A 24,356-nucleotide genomic window follows, 5' to 3' on the forward strand; every position below is an offset into this window, starting at 1 on the left:
CCCCGAACACCGCCCCTACCCGTCGACGTCCCCCGACCCGTCCCGCAGCATCGGACGGTAACGATCCGGTCACGACTCCGGCCGCGGATGTCCCGGTAGGGGCCCTCCAATGGCTTTTGGAAGTAGAGGCACCAACTCGTCGACGGCAGGAGCCAGCCCATGCACCCCATCGAGGTCCCTACCCACTGGGACGACACCGCCCTACTCACCTTCGAACAGTTCTGCACCCTCATCCACACCCCCCAACGCACCGTCCGCGACTGGCGCCGCCGCGGCGTCGGCCCCCGCTGGTCCCGCTTCAACGGCACCGGCCGCCTCTACACCACCGTCGCCGAAACCCGCCGCTGGCTCGGCATCCCCCGCCCATGACCACCGCCGGCCGCCGCTCCTACGAGTCCCTCGCCCAAGCAGCGGAGAGGACCGGGATCAGCACCAAGACGCTTCGACGGCACATCGCCGCCGGCGCGTTGACCGCCTACCGATGCGGACGGCTCATCCGCCTGGACCCGGACGACGTGGACCGGATGATGGTCCGCGTCCCCAACGGGCGATGACCGATGCGCTACTCCCCCTTGGGATTCGACATCCGGGAGAGCGCCTCGGCGATCTGCCGGTCCCGCCCCTGCGCCGCGTGCTGGTAGCGGAGAGCAGCATTGACGCTGCTGTGGCCGAGCCGGTGCTCGTCGCCACCGCGTTGCCCATGCGTGAGGCAGGAACCGCACGCTAGGGGAGGACATCGCCTCCAAAGCGTCATTTCGCGAGAGAATGAGTCAGCTCGCGGCGCCGCACCACGCGCCGCGGAACTGTCGTCGCTTCGACGAGTTCCCGATGGGGCTGCCGGCTCGCGGCGAACGCTAACTCTCGCGACGCGACCGCCGACTTCTTCGTTGTGGCATCTGCCCTCGCGTTGCCCTTACGAACGCTGTGCCGCCACCTGCGCGAGGTCAAAGCCAGTCACGGACGAGGGGCCGCCCAGGCGCGCCTGAACGCGGTCAAGCGCAGCCCGCTCAAAGACTCCGGCAAGAGTTGGCGAAACCTGATCCAGCCCCTCAATAAGAATCATCGCCGTGGGTGCCCTCCGAGGCCGCCCGGCCCCTTTCTCTAGCTCGGTGAATACTCTCTTGGCGTCTGTGGAGATCTTGCCTGCCGAAATGACGATCGCTTCGTTGGCAGAATAGCGAACTCTTCGATAGTTGAATGGGTGCGCGTCTCCGGCACCGAAGTCCCGATCCTTGAGTTCCACGATCCAAAGTCGCCCCAAGTGCTCAAAGAGTAGATCCACCTCCTCGCTCGACTCCTCGAGGTTCCACACGATCGACTCAATCGGTACACCTAAGTCCGTAAGGCGATCAGTCACCCAAACCGTCATCCAATGGCTTCCGCGACTAAGCTGCCTTCCGACCTCCGAAAGGCTGTACCCTTCGCTCAGTGACTCCTCGGAGAATTTTCTCCCACAATGGGCACACTTCAGGTCGCCCGTTGATTCGGTTGTCAACTGTGAGGGATCGCTGAGGCGAATCAAGGGAGAACTGGTCTTCTCGCACTGAAGGATATGCTCAGTAACAATGAGCCCATGATCTTTCATGGCATCTAGGGACGCTACGACCTCCTCGCGAGCCTTCCCACGCTTCGAGAGCACATCCGTCTCGCGTGCGAACCTTGCTTGGGCGATCTCAATCAGCAGTTCACGCGTTCGCCTGTCTGCCAAGACTTCAGCAGCGTGCGACGTCGGAGGGTCGAATTGCGCTGGTGACAACACCAGAGGCACGTCTTCGTCAGCAAATTGGTTCTTCAGTCGCTTAATTCGGGATATGGACGCTGAAGGAACCTTCCATTCAGTCGGCCAATGCCTTGTTCGCCGGCCATCCAGCGCCGCCGAGATTGACGATCGGACAAGTGTGCAGAAGTCGTCTAACTCGCTACTTGGATCGCCGTTACCGTCGCGGGCGACTCGCATGACATTGACGCCCTTCCATGGCGGCTCACCTGCGGCCCGTGTGGTCCAGTAGCGGTCCTCAATCACGAACATGAGCACAAAAGTAGCGGTCGAGGAGAAAAGCACCTCGACGCTCATGCGCCCTATCTCTGGGCTCTGGCCAGGGGTCATGCGCGAATCACGAAATGGCTCGTACGCAGGCTCCACCGCAGCGAGCCCGAAAAATGCTTCCCGACTGCCCGCTATGGCCGGCACCCACTCGTTGCTTCGCATCGCCTCAACGACACACCGGAAGTCCTTCGGCTCGATGGGGACATCGAGCACACGCTGATCTATCCGTAACATACTTTCCCTCTGACGCGATGGGTCGCAGAGGCCCACCCTACGGGTTCAGTGCCGAGTCGGAGCAGTTGTGGATCGCATCGGCGGTGGCTTGCATCGCTCGGGAACGCGCACTGCCGGGACCACACAGAGGCACCCAAGAGGATGCGGACTCAGTGGGCGTTAAGCAGCGCTCTCTTACATCGGCCCTGGTCTGAGCCGCGGCGGGCCGAATGAGGCCTCCGGTGGCAATTGGTCCCGCTCGAAAGGTCCAGGAACGTCAATCCCGAACGCCTTGCTGGGAGGAGGTGCCAAGGATGACCACGACTGCACGCCGCTCCTACGAGTTCCTCGCGCAGGCTGCTGAGCGCACGGGGATCAGCACCAGACGCTTCGGCGGCACATCGCTGTCGGGGCGTTGACCGCCTACCGGTGCGGACGGCTCATCCGCCTCGACCCGGACGACGTGGACCGGATGATGGTCCGCCTCCCCAACGGCCGATGACCGATGCGCTACTCCGCCTTGAGATTCGACATCCGGGAGAGTGCCTCGGCGATCTGCCGGTCCCGGCCCTGCGCGGCGTGCTGGTAGCGGAGAGCAGCATTGACGCTGCTGTGGCCGAGGCGCTGCTGGAGCTCGGCCAGGGTCGCGCCGGCCATCGCCGCCATCGTCGCGCCGGTGTGGCGGAGGTCGTGGATCCGCAGGTCTGGCCGGCCAGCAGCGGCACGCGCCTCCTTCCAGTACTTGTAGAAGCCCGATGGCTGGAGGCTCGAGACGCCATCGGCCGCGGGGAACATCAGCGCGTCCTGCCCTGGTGCGACGAACTCCTCGAGGTGGTGCGCGATCGCCGGCACGACGTGGGGTGGGATCGCCACCGTCCGGATGCCGGCGGCGGACTTCGGGGTACCGACGACGGCGCGCCCATGAACCTGCGAGACGGCGCGCTCGACCCGGACGGTCCCGTTGACGAGGTCGATGTCCCGACGGCGAAGCTCGAGCATCTCCCCCGACCGCAGGGCGCACCAGGCGCCGAGGAGGACGAGGGCCCGGTATCGGTCCGGCATCGCCTCGACGATGACCGCCAGCTCCTCGACAGTCGCAGGCCGGACGTCCCTCGCTCGCGGCGCGTTCGAGGCGCCACGGATGCGGCAGGGGTTGGCGTCGATGACGTCGTCAGCGACAGCCGTGTTCATCACGGCCTTGAGCACGCCGTAGGCGCGGGCTCGGACCGTCGGGGTGCCAGGATCCATCGACGACCACCAGGCGCGGACGTCGGGCGGTTTGATCTCGACGAGTGGCCGAGCGCCGAAGGCGGGCAGGAGGTACCTGCGCAGGATGTGCTCGTACCCCTCGCGGGTCTTGGGCTTGATGTCGCGCGTCGCGACCCACGTCGTCGCGTAGTCGCCGAAGGTCTCGAGCACCGGCGGTGGCGCGGGCGGCTCGGGAGGCTTCGGCCGCTCCCAGGCGCCGTCCGCGATCTTCCGGTGCTCCAGGCCGAGCCAGCCCTCGGCGTCCGCCTTCGTGAAGAACGTGACCGGGGCGTTGAGCCGGCGGAGGTCGGGCGCCATGTAGCTCGCCTGCCAGCGCCCCGAGGGCAGCTTCCGGATCCGTCCGAACCCGCGCTGTCCGACTCGCCCGCTCATGACGGAACGGGATGGCACAACGGATTTCGTGCCGCCAGCGTGCCATCCGGGCGACAGATTCTGTCCATCCCTGACCCCCTGTGTCCACGTCGGCCAAGGTGCCGACAGGGCACATCATCGCAGGTGAGAGGGCTGTACGGCAAGGTCAGGAGCGAGAGCTGGCGAGGGGACTCGAACCCCTAACCACCTGTTTACAAGACAGGTGCGCTGCCAGTTGCGCCACGCCAGCACGCCGGTCAGCGACCGGCGGCCACACACTCTACGCGGAGCCGCGGCCCCGCCGAGGGCGGTTCAGGCGCCGTCGCCCGAGGCGTCCTCCGGAGCCGCCGGCTCGACGGGGGCACCGGCCGACGGGACCGGCACGGGTCGCACCGGAGGCGAGGGCACGAGGACGGACCCGAGGACCGCGACGGCGACGACGGCGACGACCCACGCGAGCCCGAACCGCACCACGGCGTCGCCGGCGGACAGCTGGCCCTGCGAGACGAGCCATCCGGCCGGGACGAAGAGCAGCACCCCGAGCAGCGCACCGACGCCGAACCGCCCGCCGGCCACGTCAGACCGCCGCCTCGGCCGACTCCAGCTGCGGCGCGACGTCGACGACGCCCGCGGTCGTCAGGCGCAGGTGCCCACCGAGCTCCTGGTACGCGAGCACCGCCAGCTGCGGTGCCGAGGACTCGACGAGCCGCCGCACGGCCCGCCGCAGCGGCTGCGCGCAGACGAGCACCGGCTGCACCCCGGACTCCTCCACCGAGCGCGACACACGAGCCGCCTCGACGGCGATCCGCTCGGCGAAGTACGGGTCGAGGAGCAGCTGCGCTCCGCCCTCGCCGGTCCGCAGCGACTCGAGCAGCCGCTGCTCCAGCCGCGGCTCGAACGTGAGCACGTGCAGGTCGCCCCCGGTCGCGTGCGACGCCGCGATGGCCGGGCCGAGCGCGAGCCGGGCCGCCTCGACGAGGCCGTCGGGGTCGGTGGAGACCCTGGCGCGCAACGAGATCGCCTCGAAGATGCGGACGAGGTCGCGGATGTTGACGCCTTCGACGAGCAGGCCCTTGAGGCAGCGCTGCACCTCGCCGAGCGAGAGCGGGTTGGGCGTCAGCTCCTCGACGACCTGAGGGTGCGTGGAGCGGACGGCGTCGACGAGCAGCTTGACGTCCTCGCGGCCGAGCAGGTCGGCGGCGTGCCGGCGGACCATCTCGGCGAGGTGGGTGGTGATGACCGACGAGCGGTCGACGACGGTGCCGTCGAGCGCCTCGGCCCGGCCGCGCAGGTGCGCGGCGACCCACTTCGCCTCGAGCCCGAACACGGGCTCCCGCGTCGGCATCCCCTCGAGGTGCATCACCGCGTCGCCGATGACGAGGACGTGCCCGGCCGGCGCCTCCCCGCGGGCCACCTCGACGCCGTGGACCCGGATGGCATACGTGTGCGACGGCAGGTCGAGGTTGTCGCGGGTGCGTACGAGCGGGATGACGACGCCGAGCTCCATCGCGAGCTTGCGGCGCAGCGCCTTGACCCGCCCGAGCAGGTCGCCGCCGTTGTCGGCGTCGACGAGGCTGATGAGGTCGAAGGCGAGCTCGAGCTCGAGCGGCTCGACCCGGATGTCGTGCGCGAGCACCTCGGGGCTGTCCGGCGACGGCGCCGCGTCCCGCGCGTCGGCCGCCTCCTGGATGCGGCGGGCCTCCTCGCGCTCCTCGAGCTTGGGGATGGAACGGGCGAGCAGGAGGGCACCGCCACCGACGAGGAGGAAGGGCAGCTTCGGCAGCGCGGGCACGAGCGCGAGGCCCATGATGACGACGCCGGCGATCTGGATGGCGCCGCGCTGCTGGCCGAACTGGTGGAGGATGTCGCCGCCCATGTCGCGCTCGGTCGAGGCGCGGGTGACGATGATGCCGGTCGACATCGACAGCAGCAGGGCGGGGATCTGCGAGACGAGGCCGTCGCCGACCGAGAGCAGGCTGTAGGTCGAGATCGCGTCCCCGACCGCCTGCCCGTTCTGGACGACGCCGATGACGAGGCCGCCGATGAGGTTGACGAGCGTGATGACGATGGCGGCGATCGCGTCGCCCTTGACGAACTTCGAGGCACCGTCCATCGCGCCGTAGAAGTCGGCCTCGGCGGCGACGTCGGCACGGCGCTTGCGGGCCTGGTCCTCGTCGATGAGCCCCGAGTTGAGGTCGGCGTCGATGGCCATCTGCTTGCCCGGCATCGCGTCGAGGGTGAAGCGGGCGGCCACCTCGGCCACGCGCCCGGCGCCGTTGGTGATGACGACGAACTGGATGACGACGAGGATGAGGAAGATGACGAGGCCGACGACGATCGAGCTGCCGACGACGAAGTGACCGAAGGCCTCGATGACCTTGCCGGCGAAGCCGTCGACGAGGACGAGGCGGGTGGCGCTGATGTTGAGGGCCAGCCGGAAGAGCGTCGCGACGAGCAGCAGCGAGGGGAAGACGGCGAAGTCGAGCGGCCGGGTGACCCGCAGCGCGACGAGCAGGACCAGCACCGACAGCGTGAGGTTGAGCGCGAGCAGCAGGTCGAGGACCATGCTCGGCACCGGCACGACCATCATGACGACGACCGCGACGACGGCAGCGGGGATGCCGATCTGGCTCAGCCGCGGGTTCATCGGACCTCGCGGTGGCGGCGGGGAGGCTGGGTGGCAGTCATCTCGGAACCCCCATCGGCAGGGACGTCACGGACCTGAGGTGTTCGGGGTCTCCGGCACCCGGCGGGAACCTGTGGCGCGCGGGCTCAGACGGCGACACCGGCACGCTCCCGGTGGGCGGCGGGGTTGCGGTGCACTCCCCCGACGACGCCGCGCCTGCGCAGCCCGACGACGAAGACGAACACGCCGGCGACCGCGTCGAACAGCTCCGGCGGGATCTCCTCGCCGATGTCGCAGAGCCGGAAGACGGTGCGCGCCAACGGGATGTCCTCGACCATCGGCAGCCGCAGCTCGGCGGCCTCCTCACGGATCCTCGTCGCCGCCGCCCCGGCTCCCCGGGCCACGACCCGCGGTGCTCCGTGCCCCATCTCGTACTTGAGCGCCACGGCGACGTGGGTCGGGTTGACGAGGACGACGTCGGCGGAGGAGAGGTCGGCGAGCATCCGGTTGCGGCTCATCTCACGCTGCTTGCCGCGGATGAGGCCCTTGAGCAGCGGGTCGCCCTCGGACTGCTTGTGCTCGCGCTTGACCTCGTCGGGCGTCATCTTGAGGGAGGTGCCGATCCGCCGGCGCTCGACGACGTAGTCGGCGGCGGCGAGGACGAGTCCGACCGCGGCGACCACCCGCAGGACGTGCACGGCGGCGCCGACCGCGGCAGACGCGGCCGCACCGAGCGACCACGAGCCGCCGGTCGTCATCATCGTCGCGGCGTCGCGCAGCTGGACGTAGCCGATCCAGCCGAACACGACGAACTTGAGCATCGTCTTGACGAAGTTCCACGCCGCGTGGGCCGAGACCAGCTGCTTGAGGCCCTTGGCCGGGTTGAGGACCGAGAAGCGCGGCTTGAACTTGCCCGGGTACACCCGCAGCCCGCCCTGGGCGGCGTTGGTGACGAGCGCGGCCGCCACCATGACCCCGAGGAACGGTGCGAGGACCCACAGCGCGTCGACGGTGGCCCGGCCCATGAGGGCCACCCCCTGCTCCGGACGCGGGTCGGCGATGACCTCTCGCAGCCCGTGGAGCAGCTCGCCGAACAGCTCCGCGAGGCCCCGGACGAGGTGCGGCAGGAGGATGGAGGCGAGGAGGACGGCCGTCCACGCGCTGAGCTCGGCGGTGCGCGGCACCTGCCCGTCGCGCCGGGCCTTCTTCAGCCGCTGCGGGGTCGGCTTCTCGGTCCGCTGGGCCTTGTCGCCGCCGCCGCTCATCCGCTGGTCCCGAGCATCCGGGCCACCGACGTCAGGTCCCGGCCGACCTGGTCCATCACCGTGCTGACGACGCCCGGCAGCAGGGCGAACGCGACGCCCGCGAAGGTGATCGCGAGGACGATCTTCACCGGGAAGCTGATCGCGAAGATGTTGAGCGTCGGCACCGCGCGCGAGACGAGGCCGAGCGCGACCTCGGAGAGGAACAGCACGACGAGCACCGGCGCGGCCACCTGGAGGGCGCCGCCGAGGAAGGTGCCGACGTGGTCGGTGACCAGCCGGCTGAGGTCGCCGAGCGACATCGGGTGCAGCGGCACGACGGTGAACGTCGCGATGAGGCCGCGGACGAGGAACAGGTGGCCGCCGAGCGCGAAGAGGAGGGTGATCGCGAGGAGCTGGTGGATGCGACCGAAGAGGCTGCTCGAGACGTTGGACAGCGGGTCGTAGAGGCTCGCGAGGGTGAAGCCGCTCGCGAGGTCGATCAGCTCGCCCGCGGCCTGGATGACCGAGAACGCGGCGAGGACGACGAAGCCCATCGCGGCCCCGACGACCGCCTGGTAGAGCGTCGCCCCGGCGAGCGGCAGCAGCTCGAGCGCCGGCGTCGCGTGCCCGCGCAGCGCGGGGAGCACCGCGAGCGCCAGCGCCACGGCGAGGCCGGCCTTGACCCGCACCGGCACCGCCTTGCTGCTGAACGGCGGGGCGAGGAGGAAGAACGCCGAGAGCCGCACCGTCGCGAGGAGCATCGTGACGAGCGAGTCGGCGGCGAACGAGATCGTCATCAGGCGAGCAGCTGGGGCAGCAGGTCGAACATGCTGCGGGTGAACGCGACCGCCTCCTGGAGCATCCAGTGGCCCGCGACGACGAGGACGACGGCGACCCCGATGAGCTTCGGGACGAAGCTGAGGGTCACCTCCTGCACCTGGGTCACCGCCTGGAAGAGCGAGATGACGAACCCGATGGCGAGGGCGGTGAGGAGGACGGGCAGCGCGAGCTTGGCGCTGACCACCATGGCCTGCACCCCGATGTGGACGATGTCGGCGTCGGTCATCCTCGCCCCTACCGGTAGCTCTGGACGAGCGCGGTGACGATGAGTCCCCAGCCGTCGACCATGACGAAGAGCAGGAGCTTGAACGGCAGCGAGATGAGCGCGGGCGGCAGCATCATCATGCCCATCGACATGAGCACGGAGCTGACGACGACGTCGATGACGAGGAACGGCACGAAGACGACGAAGCCGATGATGAACGCCGACTTCAGCTCGGAGAGGACGAAGGCCGGGATGAGGGTGGTCAGCGGGACGTCGTTGATGTCCTTGGGCTTCTCGGCACCGCTCAGCTTGACCATCGTCGCGAGCTCGGCCGGGCGGGTCTGCTTGCCCATGAAGTCGCGCAGGGGTTCCACCGTCTTGTCGATGGCCTGCGACTGGGTGATCTCGCCCTTGAGGTAGGGCTGGACGCCCTCGTCGTTCATCTGGGACAGGGTCGGCGCCATGATGAAGAGGCTGAGGAAGAGGGCGAGCCCGACGAGCACCTGGTTCGGCGGGATGGTCTGGGTGCCGAGGGCGTTGCGGGTCAGCGACAGCACGACGATGACCTTGGTGAACGCCGTCGTGAGGATGAGCAGGGCGGGCGCCAGCGAGAGCACCGTGAGCAGCACGATGATCGTCACCGTCTGGCTCGGCTGGGTGGCGCCGGCGTCGAGGGTCACCGACACCGGGCCGGGCGAGCCCGACGGGCTCGGCGTCGGCGTCGGCGCGGCGAACGCCGGGGTCGCGGTGGCGCCGAACGTCGTCAGGAGGACCGCGACGGTGAGCGCCAGCCGGCGGAGGCGACGCAGCAGGGCGGAAGGACTACGCACGGCCGCCCTTCAGCGCGCCGACGACGACGCTCGCGGCGTTCCACGGCCAGCCGGCCGGCACCTCGGCCGGGGCGGCGCCGCGGCGCTCGAGCGGGATGGTCGACGGGTGGGGCAGCCGGCCGGCGGTCGGGCCGGAGCGCACGCCGCGGGCGTGGTGGCCGCGGTGCGAGCGGGTGCGCTCGAGGGCGCGGCGCTCGGCGCGGGTGGCCGGCTGGACGAGGGTGAGCGACGGGGCCGCGGCCTCGTCGTCGAAGCGGGCGGCGAGGACGGCGGCGAAGTCGGTCGGCGGCGTCAGCGGCCCCCGGGGCTCCTCGGGCTGCTCCGGGTCCTCCGGGCGGTCGGTGGCGGCGGCCGGGACGGCCGCCGGCACGAGCTCGCGCAGCAGCGAGACCTGCTGGTCGGTGACCCCGAGGACGAGCACCTGCTCGCCGACCCGGACGACGTGGACGGCGGTGCCGCGACCCAGCGCCCGGCGCGACAGCAGCTCGACCTCGTGCCCGGACCCGGCCGCGGCGACGCCCCCGATGCCCCGTCGCTTCGCCCAGCGGGCGAGCATGACGAGGAGGGTGAGGACGACCCCGAGCGAGACGAGGAGCCGGAGGATCTCGAGCACGTGTGGTCCCCTCCGTCAGGCGCCGAGGCCGACGGCGGGGTCGGTGCTGACGATCTCGGTGACCCGGACCGCGTACTCGTCGTCGACGACGACGACCTCGCCGCGGGCCATGAGCGTGCCGTTGACGAGGACGTCGACGGGGCTGCCGGCCGGGCGGTCGAGCTCGACGACGGCGCCGGGGGCGAGCCCGAGCACCTCGCGGACGGTCATCCGGCTGCGGCCGAGCTCGACGCTGATGCCCAGCTCCACCTCGCGCAGCAGGTGCAGGCGGCGCGGGTCGACGGCGGCCGGGGCCGCGGTCGGGGCGGCGGCCGGGGCCGCGGTCGGGGCGGCGGCCGGGGTACCGAGCGGCGGCAGGGCCGGGGCGGCGGCCGCCGGCTCGGCGAACGCGTCCTGCGGGGTGTCGGGGAAGGTCATCGTGGGTCCTCGGGTGGGGTCGGGGTCAGGGGACGATCTGGACGGCGAGGCGCCGCCCGTGGCTGCCGGGCGTGGCGCGGGCGACGCGGACCGCGCCGGTCGAGACGACGAGGGGCTCCTCGGTGCGGTGGCGCAGCGGGACGACGTCGCCGACGGAGAGGGCGAACACCTCGGCCGAGGTGAGCGTCACCTCACGGAAGGCGACCCGGACGTCGACCTCGACGTGGCCGAGGCGCTCGGTGACGACTCGGCGGGTCTGCGCCGCGCGCTCCCCCGCTCCGTCGTCGTCGGCCATCTTGTCGAGGGTCGTGAGGAGCGGCGTCAGCGTGCTCAGCGTGAGGCAGGCGGTGAGCGCCACCGGCCGCTCGAAGACGCCGAGCTCGAGCTCGACCGTGACGACCGGGTCGGTGGCGCGAGCCACCTGGTGGAAGCGGACCGTCGACTCGAGGCCGGTGAGCGCGACCGGCAGGTCGCCGATCACGGTGAACGCGAAGGGGATCTCGCCGACGATCTGGCCGAGGAGCATCTCGGCGAGGCCGGACTCGATCTCGGTGAGGGGACGCTCGGGCTGCTCACCGGTCCCGGTGCCGCCGAGCATCCGGTCGAGGAAGCCCATGACGTCGCCGAGCGCGAGCTGGAGGTGGCCGCCGCCGGGCAGCCCCTCGACGGCCAGGGCCCCGAGCACGCTCGGGCGCGGCACCGACTCGAGGTACTCGCCGTAGGTGCGCTGGCCGAGGGAGACCACGCGGGCGGGCACGATGGTCCGCAGGCTGCTCGAGAGCACGGTCGACACGCGCCGGGCGAGGGTCTCGACGACCACCTGGAGCGCCTGCTCCCGCTGCCGGGAGAGGCGGTCCGGGCTGCGGAAGTCGTAGGGCGCGGGCTCGACACTCACGCCTGCCCATCGGCACCCCGGGGAGGGCCTTGAGGCATCCACCGGCCACGGCCCGCGAACCGGCCGTTCGGCCGACCCGGCGGGGGACGTCCGCCCGACGGCGGCGCCCCCTCGCCGGGTGGCTCCCGGCCGGCTCCCTGCCGGGGCCGGCCGGAAGGCCGGGGTCACTGCATGACGAACTCCGTGACGTAGACGTCGATGACGTCGCCGTCGTAGCGCTTCTCGATCTCCTTGACGACGGAGCCGATCGCGGCGGCGCGGGTCTTCGGCGTGAGCATCTGCTCGTAGGTGCGCTGGCCGAGGATGGAGATCGCGGCGTCCCGGGCCTTGGCGCCGTTGACGCCGTCCTTGCCGGCGGCCGCCTTCGCCTCCTCGGTCACCTCGAGCGAGAGACCGAGCTTGAGGTAACGACCGTCGGCGAGGTTGAGGGTCAGCGAGTCGAGGTCGACGACCGGGCCGCTGGTTGCGGTCGGGGTCGGCTCCGACGCGGAACCCGACGAGCTCCCCTTGAGGAAGTACCAGGCGCCACCTCCGGCGAGGACGACGACGAGCACGATGACCACGAGCATCTTCTTGCTCTTCTTCTCCGGCTCGGCCGCGTGGGCGGCGGGCGCGGGGGCGGTGGCGGTGCTCATCGGGAGCCTCCTGGGGACGAGGTGCTGACGGTGGTGGCGGAACCGGCGGTCGTGGCGGGGCTGGTCGTGGCCGCCGCGTGGACGACGACGGCGACCCGGCGGTTGCGGGCGCGCCCGGCCTCGGTGGCGTTGGAGGCCAGCGGGCGCTGGTCGGCGTAGCCGGCGGCGCCGAGCTGGCGGCCCGCGACGCCCTGACCGAGCAGGTACTGCAGGACCGAGGTGGACCGGGCCGTCGACAGCTCCCAGTTCGAGGGGTAGAGGCCGACCACGGGCACGTCGTCGGTGTGCCCCTCGACGGTCATCGTGTTCGACAGCCGGCGCAGCGTCGGCGCGATCGCGGCGAGCACCCTGCGGCCGTCCGGCTTGAGCGTGGCCTGGCCCGGGTCGAAGAGCACCCGGTCCGAGACGATGTCGACGACGAGGCCGTCGTCGCGCAGCTCGAAGTGCACGGCCTGCTGCAGGCCCTTGGCCGTCAGCGCCGTCACCAGCCTGTCGCGCACCGCGGTCAGCTGGTCGCGGGCGGCCTGCTTCGTCTTCTCGTCGCCGGGCTGGCAGGGGGCGCTCGTGGTGGTCGTCGTGGGCGAGGTCGCGACGTCGCTCACGACCTGGGGCGCGACCGGCGCGATGGCCTGGATGGCCGAGTCGGTCGAGGTGCCGTCGAGGACGCCCTGGGTGTGGTTGGTGACGGCGGGCGCGCCGAAGTACTGCTGGAGGCCCGAGGACAGCGCGAGCAGCTTCGCCTGGTCGACCTGGCTGATCGCGAAGAGGACGATGAACAGGGCCATGAGCAGGGTGATCATGTCGGCGTAGCTGAGCAGCCAGCGCTCGGCGTTCTCGTGCCCGCTCTCCTCCTCCTCCTCGTGCTGCCGGCGCCGACGTCCCGAGGGGCCCGGGCCGCTCACGCCGCGTCCTGGAGCGGGGCGTCACCGGCGATCACGGCGCGCAGCCGCTTCTCGACGACGCGCGGGCTCGTGCCCGCCTGGATCGACATGATGCCCTCGAGGACCATCTCGAGGTGGGCGACCTCGGCCTCGCTGATCCGCTTGAGCTTGCTCGACAGCGGCAGCCACATGACGTTCGCGCTCATGACGCCCCAGAGGGTCGCGACGAACGCGCCGGCGATGAGCTGGCCGAGCTCCTCGGGGGAGTCGAGGTTGCTCAGCACGTGGATGAGGCCGATGACGGTGCCGATGATGCCGATGGTCGGTGCGTAGCCGCCCATGTCGGCGAAGAACTTGATGCCGAGGTGGTCGGCCTTCCGGCGGGTCTTGATCCGGGCGGCGAGGACGTCGTAGATCTCGTCGGCGTCGGTGCCGTCGACGGTCATCTCCAGGCCTTCGCGGAGGAACGGGTCCTCGGCGCCGCGGGCCTTCTCCTCGAGGGCGAGCAGGCCCTCGCGGCGGGCGATGTCGGCGAGCGCGATGAGCTCGGCGACCGCCTCGTCGCTCCTCGGCCGGGCCGTCGTGAACGCCTTGACCGTCTGCTTGAGGATGGCCGAGACGTCGGAGAGGAAGCCGCCGGCGACGGCCGCGCCGATGCTGCCGACGAAGACGAGGATGATCGGCGGGATGAGGATGATCGAGGTGGGCGAGGCCCCCTCCATGACGAGGGAGGCGATGACGGCACCGAAGACGGCGATGATCCCGGCGCTGGGCGCGAGCTCCATGGGGCAGTCCCCCATGCCCCGGACGGCGCGCAGGGCGACCCGGCCGGCGCTCGAGCGGGCGCCCGGCTGGGCGGTGCCCGACTCGTCGGCCGCCGTGAGGACCGAGGCCCGGGACTGGCGCATGATGAGGACGACGTCGTCGAGGGTCTCCTGCACGACGTAGCGCGACCCCGTGACGAGGAGCACGACCGTGTCGGGGGTCTCGTCGACGCGCTCGATGAGGTCGGGGTTGATCCCGAAGCGCGTGCCGTTGCGGCGGGTGAGGATGATCATGGGGTCGGTTCCGTCCTGGAAGTTCTGGACACGCCGTCCGTGACGTGTCGGGGTTCCCATCGGCAGGCGGGTCCCGGACTTGAGCGGTCCGGGGCCGCCGGGGGCGTCCGCGTCGAGGTCCGTCCCGTCCCCGCCGGACGGCGCGCGCGACGACGGACCCGCCCCGGTGGGGGGCGGGTCCGTGCGCGGTCCGTCGGTCACGAGGCGGGTCCGGTCCGGCGGGTCAGCGCTTGAGGTTGACGAGGTCCTGGAGGATCTCGTCGGAGGCGCTGACCACCCGCGAGTTGGCCTGGAAGCCGCGCTGGATCATCACGAGGTTCGTGAACTCCTGGGCGAGGTCGACGTTGCTCATCTCGAGCCGTCCGGCGGCGATCGAGCCGCGGCCGCCGGTGCCCGGGACGCCGATCGCGGGCTGGCCGGAGGCGGCCGACACGCGGAACGACGAGTCGCCGGCCTTCTCGAGGCCCTCCGGGTTGCCGAAGAAGGCGAGCGCGACCTGGCCGAGGGCCTGGGTGCGGCCGTTGGAGAACGAGCCGGTGATCACGCCGTCGGCGCCGACCCCCCAGCTCTGCAGCTGGCCCGCGGCGGAGCCGTCCTGGCTGCGGAGGGTGGCCGTGCTCGCCCCCGCGTACTGGGTGAGCGGCGTGCCGTCGCCGGAGAGGTCGATGGAGACGTCGCCGGGGAAGACGAAGCCGCTCGCCGCGAGCTGCGCGTTCGTCATCGTCACCGCACCCGGGGTGAAGGCCATCGCCGTCGAGTCCCACGCGAGCGTCGCGGAGCCGACGGTCGTCGTCGCGCCCCCGGACGCGGCGACGGTCGCCGTCGCGGTCCAGGTGTCCTGCGCGGTCTTCGTGTAGGTGAGCGTCACCGGGATGCTCCGGCCGGTCTGGTCGAAGACGTCGATGCCGTTGACGACGGTCGCGCCGATGGCGGCGTCGGCGGAGAGGTTGCCGCCGGCGTCGACGGAGCCGGTCGGGGTCGGCGCCATGATGAGGCCGGTCGGCACCTTGAGGCCGGTCAGCGAGGTGCCGGTGTTGATCTGGCCGTCGACGGCCAGCCAGCCCTGCACGACACCGCCGTTCGGCGCGGTGAGGTTGCCCGAGCCGTCGAGCGAGAAGGCGCCGGCGCGGGTGTACACCTGCGAGCCCGCCTGCTGGACGATGAAGAAGCCGTCGCCGGAGATCATCAGGTCGCTCGGCCGGTTGGTCGTCTGGGCGCTGCCCTGGCTGAAGTTCGTCGCGATGCCCGCGACCTGGACGCCGAGGCCGACCTGCGACGGGTTGACCCCGCCGCCGCCGGCTCGCAGGGCCTGGCTCAGGGTGTCCTGGAACTGGGTCTGGCTCGACTTGAAGCCCGCGGTGTTGACGTTGGCGATGTTGTTGCCGATGACGTCCATGGCGGTCTGGTGGCTGCGCATGCCGGTGACGGCGGAGAAGAGCGAACGGAGCATGGTGGGGGTCCTTCGGGTTCGGTGGTGCGGGTTCGGGGGGCGCGGCTCAGGCCGTGCCGGGTGCGGCGACGCGGGAGACGACGGAGAGGGGGACCTCGGCGTCGCCGACGACGAGCAGGGGGCCGTTGGCGTCGAGCTTCACGGCCTGGACCGCCCCGCTCCTCGCCGCGCCGTCGGCGGTCCAGGTGACCTGCTGGCCGACGAGCGCCAGTGCACTCAGGCTGTTCTGGCCGCTGATGAGGGCCGTGTTCTGGGCGACGAGCTGGTGCATGGTCTCGACCATCTGCATCTGCGCGGTCTGGGCCATGAAGGCCGAGCTGTCGACCGGCTTGCTCGGGTCCTGGTACTTCAGCTGGGCGACGAGGAGCTTGAGGAAGGCGTCCGAGTCGAGCGTCCCTCCCGGGGCACTCGAGGTCGCGGCGGTACCCGTCGCGGCGGTCTGCCCCATGGGCTGGCCGCCGGTGGGGATCGTGGTCATCGGGTCACATCCTCAGGTCGAGTCGGGTGTCGGGTCGGTGGGCCCGTGTCGGGGCTGCGGTGGGTTCCGGTGGGGCCGGTCCGTGGTGTGCCGCAGGGCGGTCCGCGCTACGTGGCCGGTGCGGGTCGGGGGTGCCGGACCCGTGGTGCCGCGGCGTGTCGCCGGTGCCCACGTCGAGCCGGGTGGCCCGCAGGCCGGAGTCCTCGAGGCGGGTGCGCAGCTCGGCCAGCCCGTCGCGCAGCGCGTCCCGGGTCGCGGACTCGGCAGCGGTCAGGTGCATCCGCACCTCGTCGCCACTCACCGAGAGCCGGACGTGGACCGCGCCGAGGCCCTCCGGGTCGAGCCGGATGGTCACCTCGTGCGTCCCATCCGGGCCGGTGAGCAGGGGCGTCACGGCGGTGAGCACCTGGGTGTGCGGCAGCGGAGCCGGAGCGGCGGGCGCCGTCGGGGGCGCGGGCGGGGCCACGGGCGCGGCGGCGGTCGTCGGGGTGACGGCGGGGCTCGCGACCGGCGGCGTCACGAGGCCCGGGTCGGCGTCGGACGTCGGTGCCGCGCCTGCCGGGAGTGGCTGCGGCACCGCGGGACCGGTCGCGATGGCTCCATCGGGCCCGGTGACCGCGGCGCGGGGCGGTGTCGAGGTGCTCGTCGCCCCGGTGGTCGGGAGCCGGTCGGCCGCGGTCGGCCCGGCCGGCCCGGTCGTCCCGGCCGGCCCGGTCGGCCCGGTCGTCCCGGTCGGCCCTGTCGCAGTGGGATCAGGAACCGGCACGGACCCCTGGGCTGCGGCCGTGGCCGCCGGGGGGGCTGCCGGGGCGCTCGCCGCGCTCGCGGCGCCGGACCCGGTCGGGGCACCGGTCACGGTCACGCCGGGCGTCGAGGGGGCGCCGGCGTCCGCCGGGGTCACCGGCGCCGGGAGGGAGGCCACGGCGACGGCCGCCGCACCGGCCTCGGCCGCGACCGGAGGGACCGGGACGGGCTGTGCCGCAGCGGGGTCCGTGCCGTCGGCCGCAGCGGCACCGATCGGCGGGGTGTCGCCGGCCGGGGAGTCGGTCGTCGCGCCCGCACCGGTCGGGGCGTCGTCGTCCGGGGTCTCGCCGGGAGCAGCGGCGCCGGCCTCCCGCTCGCCCGCCCGGGCCCGCAGCGCGGCGGCGAACCCGTCGGCCGACGGGCCCGCGCCGCCCGGCGCGCGACCGGGACGAGCCGGGACCGCCGCCTGCGGGAGGGCCGGCGTGACGGCGGCGGCCATCAGCTCACCCCCAGGTAGCCGAGGACGCGGCGCACGTACTGCTGCGTCTCCGCGTACGGCGGAACGCCGCCGTAGCGTTGCACCGCACCGGCACCCGCGTTGTAGGCAGCGACCGCGAGGTCGAGGGAACCGAACCGGCCGAGGTCGCGCGAGAGCATCCGGGCCGCACCGTCGACCGCCTGGGCGGGGTCGAGCGGGTCCACCCCGAGGCCGCGGGCGGTCGCCGGCATCAGCTGCATGAGGCCCTGCGCACCGGCGCTGCTCACCGCGCGGGTGTCGAAGCCGCTCTCGGCCTTCGCCACCGCGGCGAGCAGGCCCGCCGGCAGGTCGTAGCGCGACGTCGCCGCCGCGAACAGCTGCTGCAGCGCCGCCGGCGCACCGCTCGCGGCGCCAGCGGACGTGGCGGCCCCGGTGTCGACCGTCGGGCCGAGCCGGCGGATGGCGGTGGGCGTCGTGTAGACGTCCTGCACCTTGACGACGTCGCCGCGCTTGGGCGCCGCGATCATCTTCCCGTCGCCGACGTAGATGGCGATGTGGGTCACCGGGGAGTTGAAGGCGAGCAGGTCCCCCGGTCGGGCGTGGGCGAGGTCGGGCACGGCGGTCCCCGCCCGGGCCTGGTCGGCGGCCACCCGCGGCAGCCGCACGCCGACGTCCGCGTAGGCGCGCTGGACCAGGCCGGAGCAGTCGAGGCCGGTCGCCGGGTCGGTGCCACCCCACACGTAGGGCACCCCGAGGTACCGGCGGGCGGCGGTGACGGCGCGCGAGCCGACGTCGGTCCCGGCGTTCCCCGCGAACAGGTCGCCACCGGCCACGTCGCCGGTCCCCTGGAGGGCTGCGCCGTACGCGGAGTCGAAGGCGGAGCCGGTGGTCGCCGACGTGCCGGTGGCGCGAGCGGCGGTCCCGGAGACGGACGCGATGACGGTCTGGATGGCGGCCATCCGGGCGAGGGCGGCACCGGGGCCGGCGGTGTCGACGGTCACGGGCGGGCCTCCTTCCGGGCGCGGCCGGACTCGTCGGCGACCTGCTGGTCGGCGGCGAGCAGCTCGAGGCGCTGCTCCTCGGCGGCCCGCTCGACGAGACGTTCGAGGCCCGAGGTGCGGGTCCGGGCCTCGGTGAGCAGGGCCCGCGAGCGCTCGGTCTCGCCCTCGGCGAGCGAGTGCTCGACGACGGCGTGCGCGACGCCGTCGGCCCGGCGGCCCTCGGCCACCCGGGTGGCGAGGAAGGTCGCGGCGTCGACCGGCACGCCGACCCCGCAGACGTCCCGCTCGCCGTAGCGGGCGGCCGCCTCGGCGGCGGCCTCGGCGGCCCGGCCCTGCGCGGCGGCGGCCCGGGCGAGGTCGCCGCGGCGCTGCTCCTCCTGGATGGTGCGGACCCGCAGCACGGTGCGGAGCCGGTCGGTGCGGGTGCTCACACCGCACCGGCCAGCATCGCGAGGGCGGTCCAGGAGTCGCGGGCGTCGGCGACGTCGTCGAGGTCCTGGCGCAGGAAGGTGTCGATGGCGCCGCTCTGGGCGAGGGCGCGGTCGACGAGCGGGTTCGTCCCGGCGACGTAGGCGCCGATCTCGACGAGGTCCTTCGCGTCGCGGCGGGCGGCGAGGAGGCTGCGCAGGGTGTCGGCGGCGGCCCGCTGCTGCGGGTCGGTGAGGGCCCGGTTGGCCCGGGAGACGGACTCCAGGACGTCGATGCACGGGTAGTGCCCGGCGGTCGCGAGCCGGCGGTCGAGGACGACGTGCCCGTCGAGGATGGACCGGACGGCGTCGGCGATCGGGTCGTTCATGTCGTCGCCCTCGACGAGGACGGTGTAGAGGCCGGTGATACTGCCGCGCTCGGCGGTGCCGGCCCGCTCGAGCAGCCGCGGCAGGAGGCCGAAGACCGACGGCGGGTAGCCGCGGGTCGTCGGCGGCTCGCCGGCGGCCAGCCCGACCTCGCGCTGGGCCATCGCGACCCGGGTCACGCTGTCCATCGCGAGGAGCACGTCGCGGCCCTGGTCGCGGAACCACTCGGCGATCCGGGTCGCGGTGAAGGCGGCGTGCAGGCGGACCAGTGCCGGCTCGTCGGAGGTCGCGACGACGACGACCGCGCGGGCCAGGCCCTCCGGCCCGAGGTCGTGCTCGACGAACTCGCGCACCTCGCGGCCGCGCTCCCCGACGAGGGCGAGGACGGTGACCGGGGCGTCCGTGCCGCGCACGACCATCGACAGCAGGCTCGACTTGCCGACGCCCGACCCGGCGAAGATGCCCATCCGCTGCCCGCGGCCGCACGGCACGAGGGTGTCGAGCGCACGGATCCCCAGGCCGAGCTGGGTCGTGATGCGCTCGCGGCTCATCGCCGGCGGCGGGGTGCCGTCGGTCGTCACCCAGGAGACGCCGGTGAGCGGCGGGCCGCCGTCGATCGGCCGGCCGAGCGCGTCGACGACGCGGCCGACGAGACCGTCGCCGACCGGCACCCGCAGCGGGTCACCGGTGGCCTCGACCCGGTCGCCGACGCGCACGCCGCGCAGCTCGCCGACCGGCATGCACCGGGCGGTGCCGTCGTCGAGGGCGACGACCTCGGCCATGATCGCGCCGCGCTCGCCGACGACCCGGACGGCCTCGCCGACCGCCACGTCGAGGCCGCTGACCTCGAGTCCGACGCCGATGGCGCGGGTGACGCGGCCGGTGACGCGGGGGCGGGCGGCGCGCACGAGCTCCTCGCGCAGCGTGGTCGCAGTACTCATCGGCCCAGCACCTCCCGGACCCGGGCCAGCGCCGAGGAGAGCTGCGCGTCGACGGTGCGGTCGCCGACGTCGGCGAGGCAGCCGCCGCGCTCGACACTCGGGTCGGCGACGAGCTCGAGGGTCGCGGTCGGGGCGAGCGAGGCGAGCTCGTCGGCCGAGCCGGCGAGCAGGTCGACGTCCTCCGGGTTGAGCCGGACGAGGACGGAGGCGCCACGGGGCACCTCGGTCAGCGCGCGGACCACGGCGTCGCGGGCCGCGCAGCCGTCGACTTCCAGGTGGTGGCCGACGAGTGCCTCGGCGATCTCGACGGCGAGACCGGCGGCGGTCTCGAGCACGTCACGAACGGTGAGGCCGGCGGCCGCGGCGTCGGCGGCCCGCCCGATGCCGGCGAGTGCCGCTGCGGTGCGCAGCGTCCGCTCGTCGCGCTCGGCGGCCGCCCGGGCCTCGGCCCGCTCGACCCAAGCGGCCTGCTCGGCGGCGGCGTCGCGGCGGCCGGCGGCGTACCCGGCGTCACGGCCCTCGAGCCACTCCGCGGGGATGCCGACGCCCTCGGGCCCGCCGACCGGCGCGAGCTGGCGCCCGAAGGTGGCCGGGCGCAGCTCGTCGGCGCCCCGCAGGAGCACGGTCACGCGCCCGGGGTCACTGGATGAGGTCATCGCCGCCCCCGGCCCGCGAGATGACGATCTCGCCGGCGTCCTCGAGGGCACGGATGCCCTTGACCACGGCGGAGCGGGCCTCCTCGACCTGCGCCGTGCGCACCGGGCCGAGGACCTCCACCTCCTCCTGGAGGGCGGCCGCCGAACGCTCGGACATGTTGCGGAACACCTTGTCCCGCACCGCCGGCGTGGCGCCCTTGAGGGCGAGGGCGAGCTCCTTGGCGTCGACCTGGCGCAGGACGAGCTGGACCGTCCGGTCGTCGAGGTCGACGATGTCGGTGAACGCGAACATCTTCGAGCGCAGGTTCTCGGCGAGCGAGGGGTCGCGCTCCTCGATGCCCTGGAGGATCGACCGCTCGGTCTCGCGCTGCGAACGGTTCATGATGCCGACGAGCGGGTCGAGACCGCCGACGCTCACGTGGTCGCGAGCGTCGCCGAGGCTGTCCAGGCCGCGGCGGAGCACCTGCTCGACGACGCGGACCACCTCGGGGGTCGTCCGGTCCATCACGGCGAGGCGGTGCGCCACGTCGGCGCGGACGGCGTCACCGAGGCCTGAGAGGACGAGGGCGGCCTGCTCGCTCGAGAGGTGGGCGAGGACGAGGGCGATGGTCTGCGGGTGCTCGTCCTCGAGGAAGGGCCGCAGCAACCCACCGTCGGTCGTGCGCAGGGAGGCGAACGGTGCGTGCGTGATGGCCGTCGAGAGGCGCCCCAGGATCTCCTTGGACTGCTCGTGCTCGGCCTTGACGAGCATCTCCTCGGCGATGTCGAAGCCGCCGCGGGTGCGGTCGCGCGAGGACCGCACGAGGGCCTCGAACTCGTGGATGACCGACTCGCGCAGGTCCTCGTCGGCGACGTCCATCGCCGCGACCTCGGCCATGAGCGCCTCGATCTCGTCCGGGCGCAGGGAGCGCAGGATCGGCGCGGACTGGTCCGGCCCGAGCTGGATGAGGAGCAACGCGGCCTTGCGCAGCCCGCTCACCGGGTGGGCGGTCGTCGTCACTGCGCCCCCTCGGAGATCCACCCGCGGAGCAGGCGGGCCACGTCGTCGGGGTTCTCCCGGGCCAGCGTCTCGACGGCGCCGGGGCCGACGCCCGCGCCGACGAGCTGGGTCTCGGCCGGGTCGCGCATCGGTAGGCCGCGCGCCTCGGACATCTCGAGCACGGCGTCGGCCGGTGCCGGGGCGTCCGGCACCCGGTAGTAGTCGACCGGCTCCGGCTCCGCGCCCCCACCGCGGCGACGGCTACGGAGGAACCCGAGGACGAGGGCCACGAGGACGAGGAGGGCGAGGCCGCCGGTCTTGGCGAGGTCGATCATGTTCTGCTGCTTCGCATCCGCCGCGGCTGCGTCGAGCTCCTTCTTGGCCGAGGTCGCGGCCGAGGTGTCGAACGGGAGGGCCGTGACCTCGACGACGTCGCCGCGCTTCGGGTCCAGACCGGCGGCCGCCGTGACGAGCCGGGAGACGTCGGCCGAGTTGATCGAGGCCGCGGCGGCGGAGTCGAGGAGGACCGCCACCGACAGCCGCTCGACCTTGCCGGGGGTGCTCGTCGCGGTCTCCTTGAGGGTGCCGAGCGCGTTGGTCTGGCTGGTCTCGGTCTTCGAGTACGAGCCGTTGCCACCCGGGGTCGTGGTCGTCGTCGTGCCGAGCACGCCGCCCGCGCCACCGCCGGTGCCGGTGTAGGTCTCGGTCGAGGTCTGCGACTGCGTCGTCGTCGCCGGCGTCATCGGGATGTAGGTCTGCTTGTCCGTCGTCTGCGCGTCGAAGTTGAGCGTCGCGTCGACGGTGACGACCGCCTTGCCGGGGCCGACGAGCTTGTCGACCATCGCCTGGAGCTTCGCGGCGGTGGCGTCGGAGACGGCGCGCTGCTGGCTCTGGCGGGCGTCGGCGCCGGCCGCGCCGGCGGTGCCGCCGGGCGCGCTCAGCACCTGGCCGCTGGCGTCGGAGACGGTGACGTCCTCGGCGGCGAGCTTCGGGACCGAGCCGGAGACGAGGTTGACCACCGAGGTGACGGCCTGCTGCGAGAGGGTCTTGCCCGGGGCGGTCTTGACGAGGACGGACGCCGTCGGCTTGGCCGCGTCCGAGGTGAAGACGTCCTCCTGCGGCACCGCGAGGTGGACCACCGCCGACTGCACGCCGTCGATGGCCCCGACCGTCTTGGCCAGCTCACCCTCGAGGGCCCGCTGGTAGGTGACCTTCTGCTGGAAGTCGCTGCTCGTCATGCTCTGGTTGTCCAGGAGCGAGTAGCCGCTCGCCTCGCCGTCCCCACCGCCGGCCGGCAGGCCCTGACCGGCGAGCGCGATCCGCTGCTGGTAGACGTCGGCCTGCGGCACGAGGACGGTCTGCCCGCCGTCGGAGAGCTGGTACGGCTCACCGGCGTCGCTGAGCGCGGAGGTGACGGCACCGGCATCCGCGGCGCTGAGGCCGGTGAAGAGCGGCGCGTACGCCGGGGTCGAGACCCAGCGGACGAAGAAGAACCCGCCGACGGCGACGGCCAGCGCGGCGACGAGCGCCACCATCTTCTGGCCACCGGTGAGGTCGGAGACCACCCGCCCGCCGCGGGCGAGCAGGGCCTTGGGGTCCGGGCCGGTCATACGGGCATCCTCATGATCTCGGTGAAGGCCTCGACGGCCTTGTTGCGGACGGCGACCGTCAGCTGCGTCGCGACGGCGGCCTGGTTGGCGGCGATCGTGTAGTCGTGGACGTCGCTCAGCTGGCCGGTCACGGCCTCGACGGCCTTGGTGTCACTGACCTTCTGCAGCTGGTCGAGCTGGTCCAGGCCCTGGGCGACGGCCTGGCCGAAGCCAGTGCCCTGGGTGCCCTGGGCGCGGGTGGTCTGGCCGACGGGCGGCAGCGCACCGAGCGACGAGATGGGGTTGATGCTCACGAGTGGCCCAGCCCGATCGCCTGCTGGTACGCGGACTGCGCGCGCTCGACGGTGGCGAGGTTCGCCTGGTAGCCGCGCTGGGACATGATCAGCTGGGTCATCTGGTCGCCGAGGTCGACGTCGGGCATCCGGACGTAGCCGCGCGCGTCGGCGAGCGGGTTGCTCGGGTCCTGCACGAGGCGGCCCTGCGCGGAGCCCAGCTGGATGCCGGCCACGTCGACACCGGTGCCGTTGCCCCGGGCCTGCGCCACGACGTAGCGGGCCTGGAAGGCCGAGCCGCTGGTCGGCGTCGCCGTGTTGACGTTGGCGATGTTGTCGGAGATCGCGTCGAGCCAGGTGCGATGCAGGAGAAGGCCGCTCCCGGCGGTGTTCATCGCGCCGAAGATGCTCATCAGACACCGCCGATCGCGCTGCGCAGGCGGGCGAACCGGTCGGTCATCGCCTGCACGCCGAGCTGGTAGGACAGTCCGGTCTCGACGCCGGCGAGCGTCTCCTCGTCGAGGTTGACGTTGTTGCCGTTGAGGCCGGCCGGGTCGCTCGAGGCGAGCGCGCGGATGGGCGAGGACGACACGTCGCCGCCGTCGGCCCAGGCGGAGGCGAGGCTGGACTCGAAGTCGACGCGGGTGGCCGTGTATCCGGGGGTCTGCAGGTTCGCGACGTTGTCCGCGATCGCGCGCTGGCGCGTCGACAGGCCGGTGAGCGCCCGGCCCAGCGCACGGAAGGTGCTGTCGCCGACGGGGTCGATCATGGCTCTCCTGATGGGCGTCCCGCACCACCGGTTCACGGGCGGTGCGACGAGTTCGCCGCG

28 protein-coding genes and 1 tRNA gene are annotated in these 24,356 nt (G+C 72.7%); 2 read left to right on the forward strand and 27 right to left on the reverse strand.

Translation table 11 applies throughout. The annotated features are described in order from the left end of the window. Positions 1 to 159: 159 nt before the first annotated feature. Both PKA89_RS13920 and PKA89_RS13925 read left to right on the forward strand, forming a co-directional pair. Positions 160 to 369: a hypothetical protein gene (locus PKA89_RS13920; RefSeq protein ID WP_324420448.1), complete on the forward strand. Its 210-nt coding sequence runs from the start codon at positions 160 to 162 to the stop codon at positions 367 to 369. Further along, positions 366 to 554 (forward strand): helix-turn-helix domain-containing protein, encoded by a 189-nt coding sequence (locus tag PKA89_RS13925; RefSeq protein ID WP_324420450.1) that lies wholly within the window; start codon positions 366 to 368, stop codon positions 552 to 554. Before PKA89_RS13920 ends, PKA89_RS13925 begins: the two co-directional genes overlap by 4 nt. A gap of 359 nt (positions 555 to 913) precedes the next feature. Here the strand turns inward: PKA89_RS13925 and PKA89_RS13930 are convergent, their stop codons facing one another. From PKA89_RS13930 to PKA89_RS14060, 27 genes are all read right to left on the reverse strand, one after another. Continuing rightward, the gene (locus tag PKA89_RS13930; RefSeq protein ID WP_324420451.1) at positions 914 to 2,074 is read right to left on the reverse strand and encodes a hypothetical protein; all 1,161 of its coding nucleotides are present in this window, start codon (positions 2,072 to 2,074) and stop codon (positions 914 to 916) included. 696 nt (positions 2,075 to 2,770) lie between these two features. Next, entirely contained in the window at positions 2,771 to 3,901 is a 1,131-nt protein-coding gene (locus PKA89_RS13935; RefSeq protein ID WP_324420453.1) for a site-specific integrase, read from the reverse strand. 156 nt (positions 3,902 to 4,057) lie between these two features. After that, a tRNA-Thr gene (locus PKA89_RS13940) sits at positions 4,058 to 4,130 on the reverse strand. Positions 4,131 to 4,192: 62 nt separating this feature from the next. After that, positions 4,193 to 4,456, reverse strand: coding sequence for a hypothetical protein (locus tag PKA89_RS13945; RefSeq protein WP_324420455.1), 264 nt, complete (start codon positions 4,454 to 4,456; stop codon positions 4,193 to 4,195). 1 nt (position 4,457) lies between these two features. After that, positions 4,458 to 6,527, reverse strand: coding sequence for a flagellar biosynthesis protein FlhA (gene flhA / locus PKA89_RS13950; protein WP_324420457.1), 2,070 nt, complete (start codon positions 6,525 to 6,527; stop codon positions 4,458 to 4,460). Positions 6,528 to 6,652: 125 nt separating this feature from the next. Continuing rightward, on the reverse strand, positions 6,653 to 7,771 hold the full coding sequence (locus PKA89_RS13955) for an EscU/YscU/HrcU family type III secretion system export apparatus switch protein (RefSeq protein ID WP_324420459.1): 1,119 nt from the start codon (positions 7,769 to 7,771) through the stop codon (positions 6,653 to 6,655). Further along, on the reverse strand, positions 7,768 to 8,547 hold the full coding sequence (locus tag PKA89_RS13960; protein WP_324420461.1) for a flagellar biosynthetic protein FliR: 780 nt from the start codon (positions 8,545 to 8,547) through the stop codon (positions 7,768 to 7,770). Before PKA89_RS13960 ends, PKA89_RS13955 begins: the two co-directional genes overlap by 4 nt. Next, entirely contained in the window at positions 8,547 to 8,816 is a 270-nt protein-coding gene (fliQ, locus tag PKA89_RS13965) for a flagellar biosynthesis protein FliQ (protein WP_324420462.1), read from the reverse strand. Before fliQ ends, PKA89_RS13960 begins: the two co-directional genes overlap by 1 nt. 8 nt (positions 8,817 to 8,824) lie before the next feature. Next, positions 8,825 to 9,625, reverse strand: a complete 801-nt coding sequence (fliP, locus tag PKA89_RS13970; protein ID WP_324420464.1) for a flagellar type III secretion system pore protein FliP — start codon at positions 9,623 to 9,625, stop codon at positions 8,825 to 8,827. Then, positions 9,618 to 10,238: a flagellar biosynthetic protein FliO gene (locus PKA89_RS13975; RefSeq protein WP_324420466.1), complete on the reverse strand. Its 621-nt coding sequence runs from the start codon at positions 10,236 to 10,238 to the stop codon at positions 9,618 to 9,620. The genes fliP and PKA89_RS13975 overlap by 8 nt, the downstream gene beginning before the upstream one ends. Before the next feature lie 15 nt (positions 10,239 to 10,253). Then, the gene (fliN, locus tag PKA89_RS13980; RefSeq protein ID WP_324420468.1) at positions 10,254 to 10,655 is read right to left on the reverse strand and encodes a flagellar motor switch protein FliN; all 402 of its coding nucleotides are present in this window, start codon (positions 10,653 to 10,655) and stop codon (positions 10,254 to 10,256) included. 25 nt (positions 10,656 to 10,680) lie between these two features. Beyond that, entirely contained in the window at positions 10,681 to 11,550 is an 870-nt protein-coding gene (locus PKA89_RS13985) for a flagellar motor switch protein FliM (RefSeq protein ID WP_324420470.1), read from the reverse strand. A 164-nt stretch (positions 11,551 to 11,714) separates the two neighbouring features. Further along, on the reverse strand, positions 11,715 to 12,185 hold the full coding sequence (locus PKA89_RS13990) for a flagellar basal body-associated FliL family protein (RefSeq protein ID WP_324420472.1): 471 nt from the start codon (positions 12,183 to 12,185) through the stop codon (positions 11,715 to 11,717). Next, a complete protein-coding gene (locus PKA89_RS13995) occupies positions 12,182 to 13,087 on the reverse strand; it encodes a flagellar motor protein MotB (protein ID WP_324420474.1) in 906 nt (301 codons plus the stop codon). Before PKA89_RS13995 ends, PKA89_RS13990 begins: the two co-directional genes overlap by 4 nt. Further along, complete coding sequence (locus PKA89_RS14000; protein ID WP_324420476.1) at positions 13,084 to 14,124, reverse strand: flagellar FlbD family protein; 1,041 nt, start codon at positions 14,122 to 14,124, stop codon at positions 13,084 to 13,086. Before PKA89_RS14000 ends, PKA89_RS13995 begins: the two co-directional genes overlap by 4 nt. 223 nt (positions 14,125 to 14,347) lie before the next feature. Continuing rightward, complete coding sequence (locus tag PKA89_RS14005) at positions 14,348 to 15,574, reverse strand: flagellar hook protein FlgE (RefSeq protein ID WP_324420477.1); 1,227 nt, start codon at positions 15,572 to 15,574, stop codon at positions 14,348 to 14,350. Between the two features lie 46 nt (positions 15,575 to 15,620). Beyond that, positions 15,621 to 16,052 (reverse strand): flagellar hook capping FlgD N-terminal domain-containing protein, encoded by a 432-nt coding sequence (locus PKA89_RS14010; RefSeq protein ID WP_324420479.1) that lies wholly within the window; start codon positions 16,050 to 16,052, stop codon positions 15,621 to 15,623. Positions 16,053 to 16,056: 4 nt separating this feature from the next. Then, on the reverse strand, positions 16,057 to 17,295 hold the full coding sequence (locus PKA89_RS14015) for a flagellar hook-length control protein FliK (RefSeq protein WP_324420481.1): 1,239 nt from the start codon (positions 17,293 to 17,295) through the stop codon (positions 16,057 to 16,059). Next, complete coding sequence (locus tag PKA89_RS14020; protein ID WP_324420483.1) at positions 17,295 to 18,275, reverse strand: transglycosylase SLT domain-containing protein; 981 nt, start codon at positions 18,273 to 18,275, stop codon at positions 17,295 to 17,297. Before PKA89_RS14020 ends, PKA89_RS14015 begins: the two co-directional genes overlap by 1 nt. After that, a complete protein-coding gene (locus PKA89_RS14025; RefSeq protein WP_324420485.1) occupies positions 18,272 to 18,706 on the reverse strand; it encodes a hypothetical protein in 435 nt (144 codons plus the stop codon). The genes PKA89_RS14020 and PKA89_RS14025 overlap by 4 nt, the downstream gene beginning before the upstream one ends. Next, positions 18,703 to 20,010: a FliI/YscN family ATPase gene (locus tag PKA89_RS14030; protein ID WP_324420487.1), complete on the reverse strand. Its 1,308-nt coding sequence runs from the start codon at positions 20,008 to 20,010 to the stop codon at positions 18,703 to 18,705. The genes PKA89_RS14025 and PKA89_RS14030 overlap by 4 nt, the downstream gene beginning before the upstream one ends. Next, entirely contained in the window at positions 20,007 to 20,639 is a 633-nt protein-coding gene (locus PKA89_RS14035; protein WP_324420489.1) for a FliH/SctL family protein, read from the reverse strand. The genes PKA89_RS14030 and PKA89_RS14035 overlap by 4 nt, the downstream gene beginning before the upstream one ends. Positions 20,640 to 20,649: 10 nt before the next feature. Continuing rightward, a complete protein-coding gene (gene fliG, locus PKA89_RS14040) occupies positions 20,650 to 21,666 on the reverse strand; it encodes a flagellar motor switch protein FliG (protein WP_324420491.1) in 1,017 nt (338 codons plus the stop codon). Continuing rightward, a complete protein-coding gene (gene fliF, locus PKA89_RS14045) occupies positions 21,663 to 23,255 on the reverse strand; it encodes a flagellar basal-body MS-ring/collar protein FliF (RefSeq protein WP_324420493.1) in 1,593 nt (530 codons plus the stop codon). Before fliF ends, fliG begins: the two co-directional genes overlap by 4 nt. Further along, a complete protein-coding gene (fliE, locus tag PKA89_RS14050; RefSeq protein WP_324420495.1) occupies positions 23,252 to 23,548 on the reverse strand; it encodes a flagellar hook-basal body complex protein FliE in 297 nt (98 codons plus the stop codon). The genes fliF and fliE overlap by 4 nt, the downstream gene beginning before the upstream one ends. Next, a complete protein-coding gene (locus PKA89_RS14055; RefSeq protein ID WP_324420497.1) occupies positions 23,545 to 23,940 on the reverse strand; it encodes a flagellar basal body rod C-terminal domain-containing protein in 396 nt (131 codons plus the stop codon). Before PKA89_RS14055 ends, fliE begins: the two co-directional genes overlap by 4 nt. Further along, positions 23,940 to 24,296: a flagellar basal body protein gene (locus tag PKA89_RS14060; protein ID WP_324420499.1), complete on the reverse strand. Its 357-nt coding sequence runs from the start codon at positions 24,294 to 24,296 to the stop codon at positions 23,940 to 23,942. Before PKA89_RS14060 ends, PKA89_RS14055 begins: the two co-directional genes overlap by 1 nt. Positions 24,297 to 24,356: the final 60 nt, after the last annotated feature.

The sequence above is a fragment of the Phycicoccus sp. genome (assembly GCF_035325325.1).
GTDB lineage: Bacteria > Actinomycetota > Actinomycetes > Actinomycetales > Dermatophilaceae > Phycicoccus.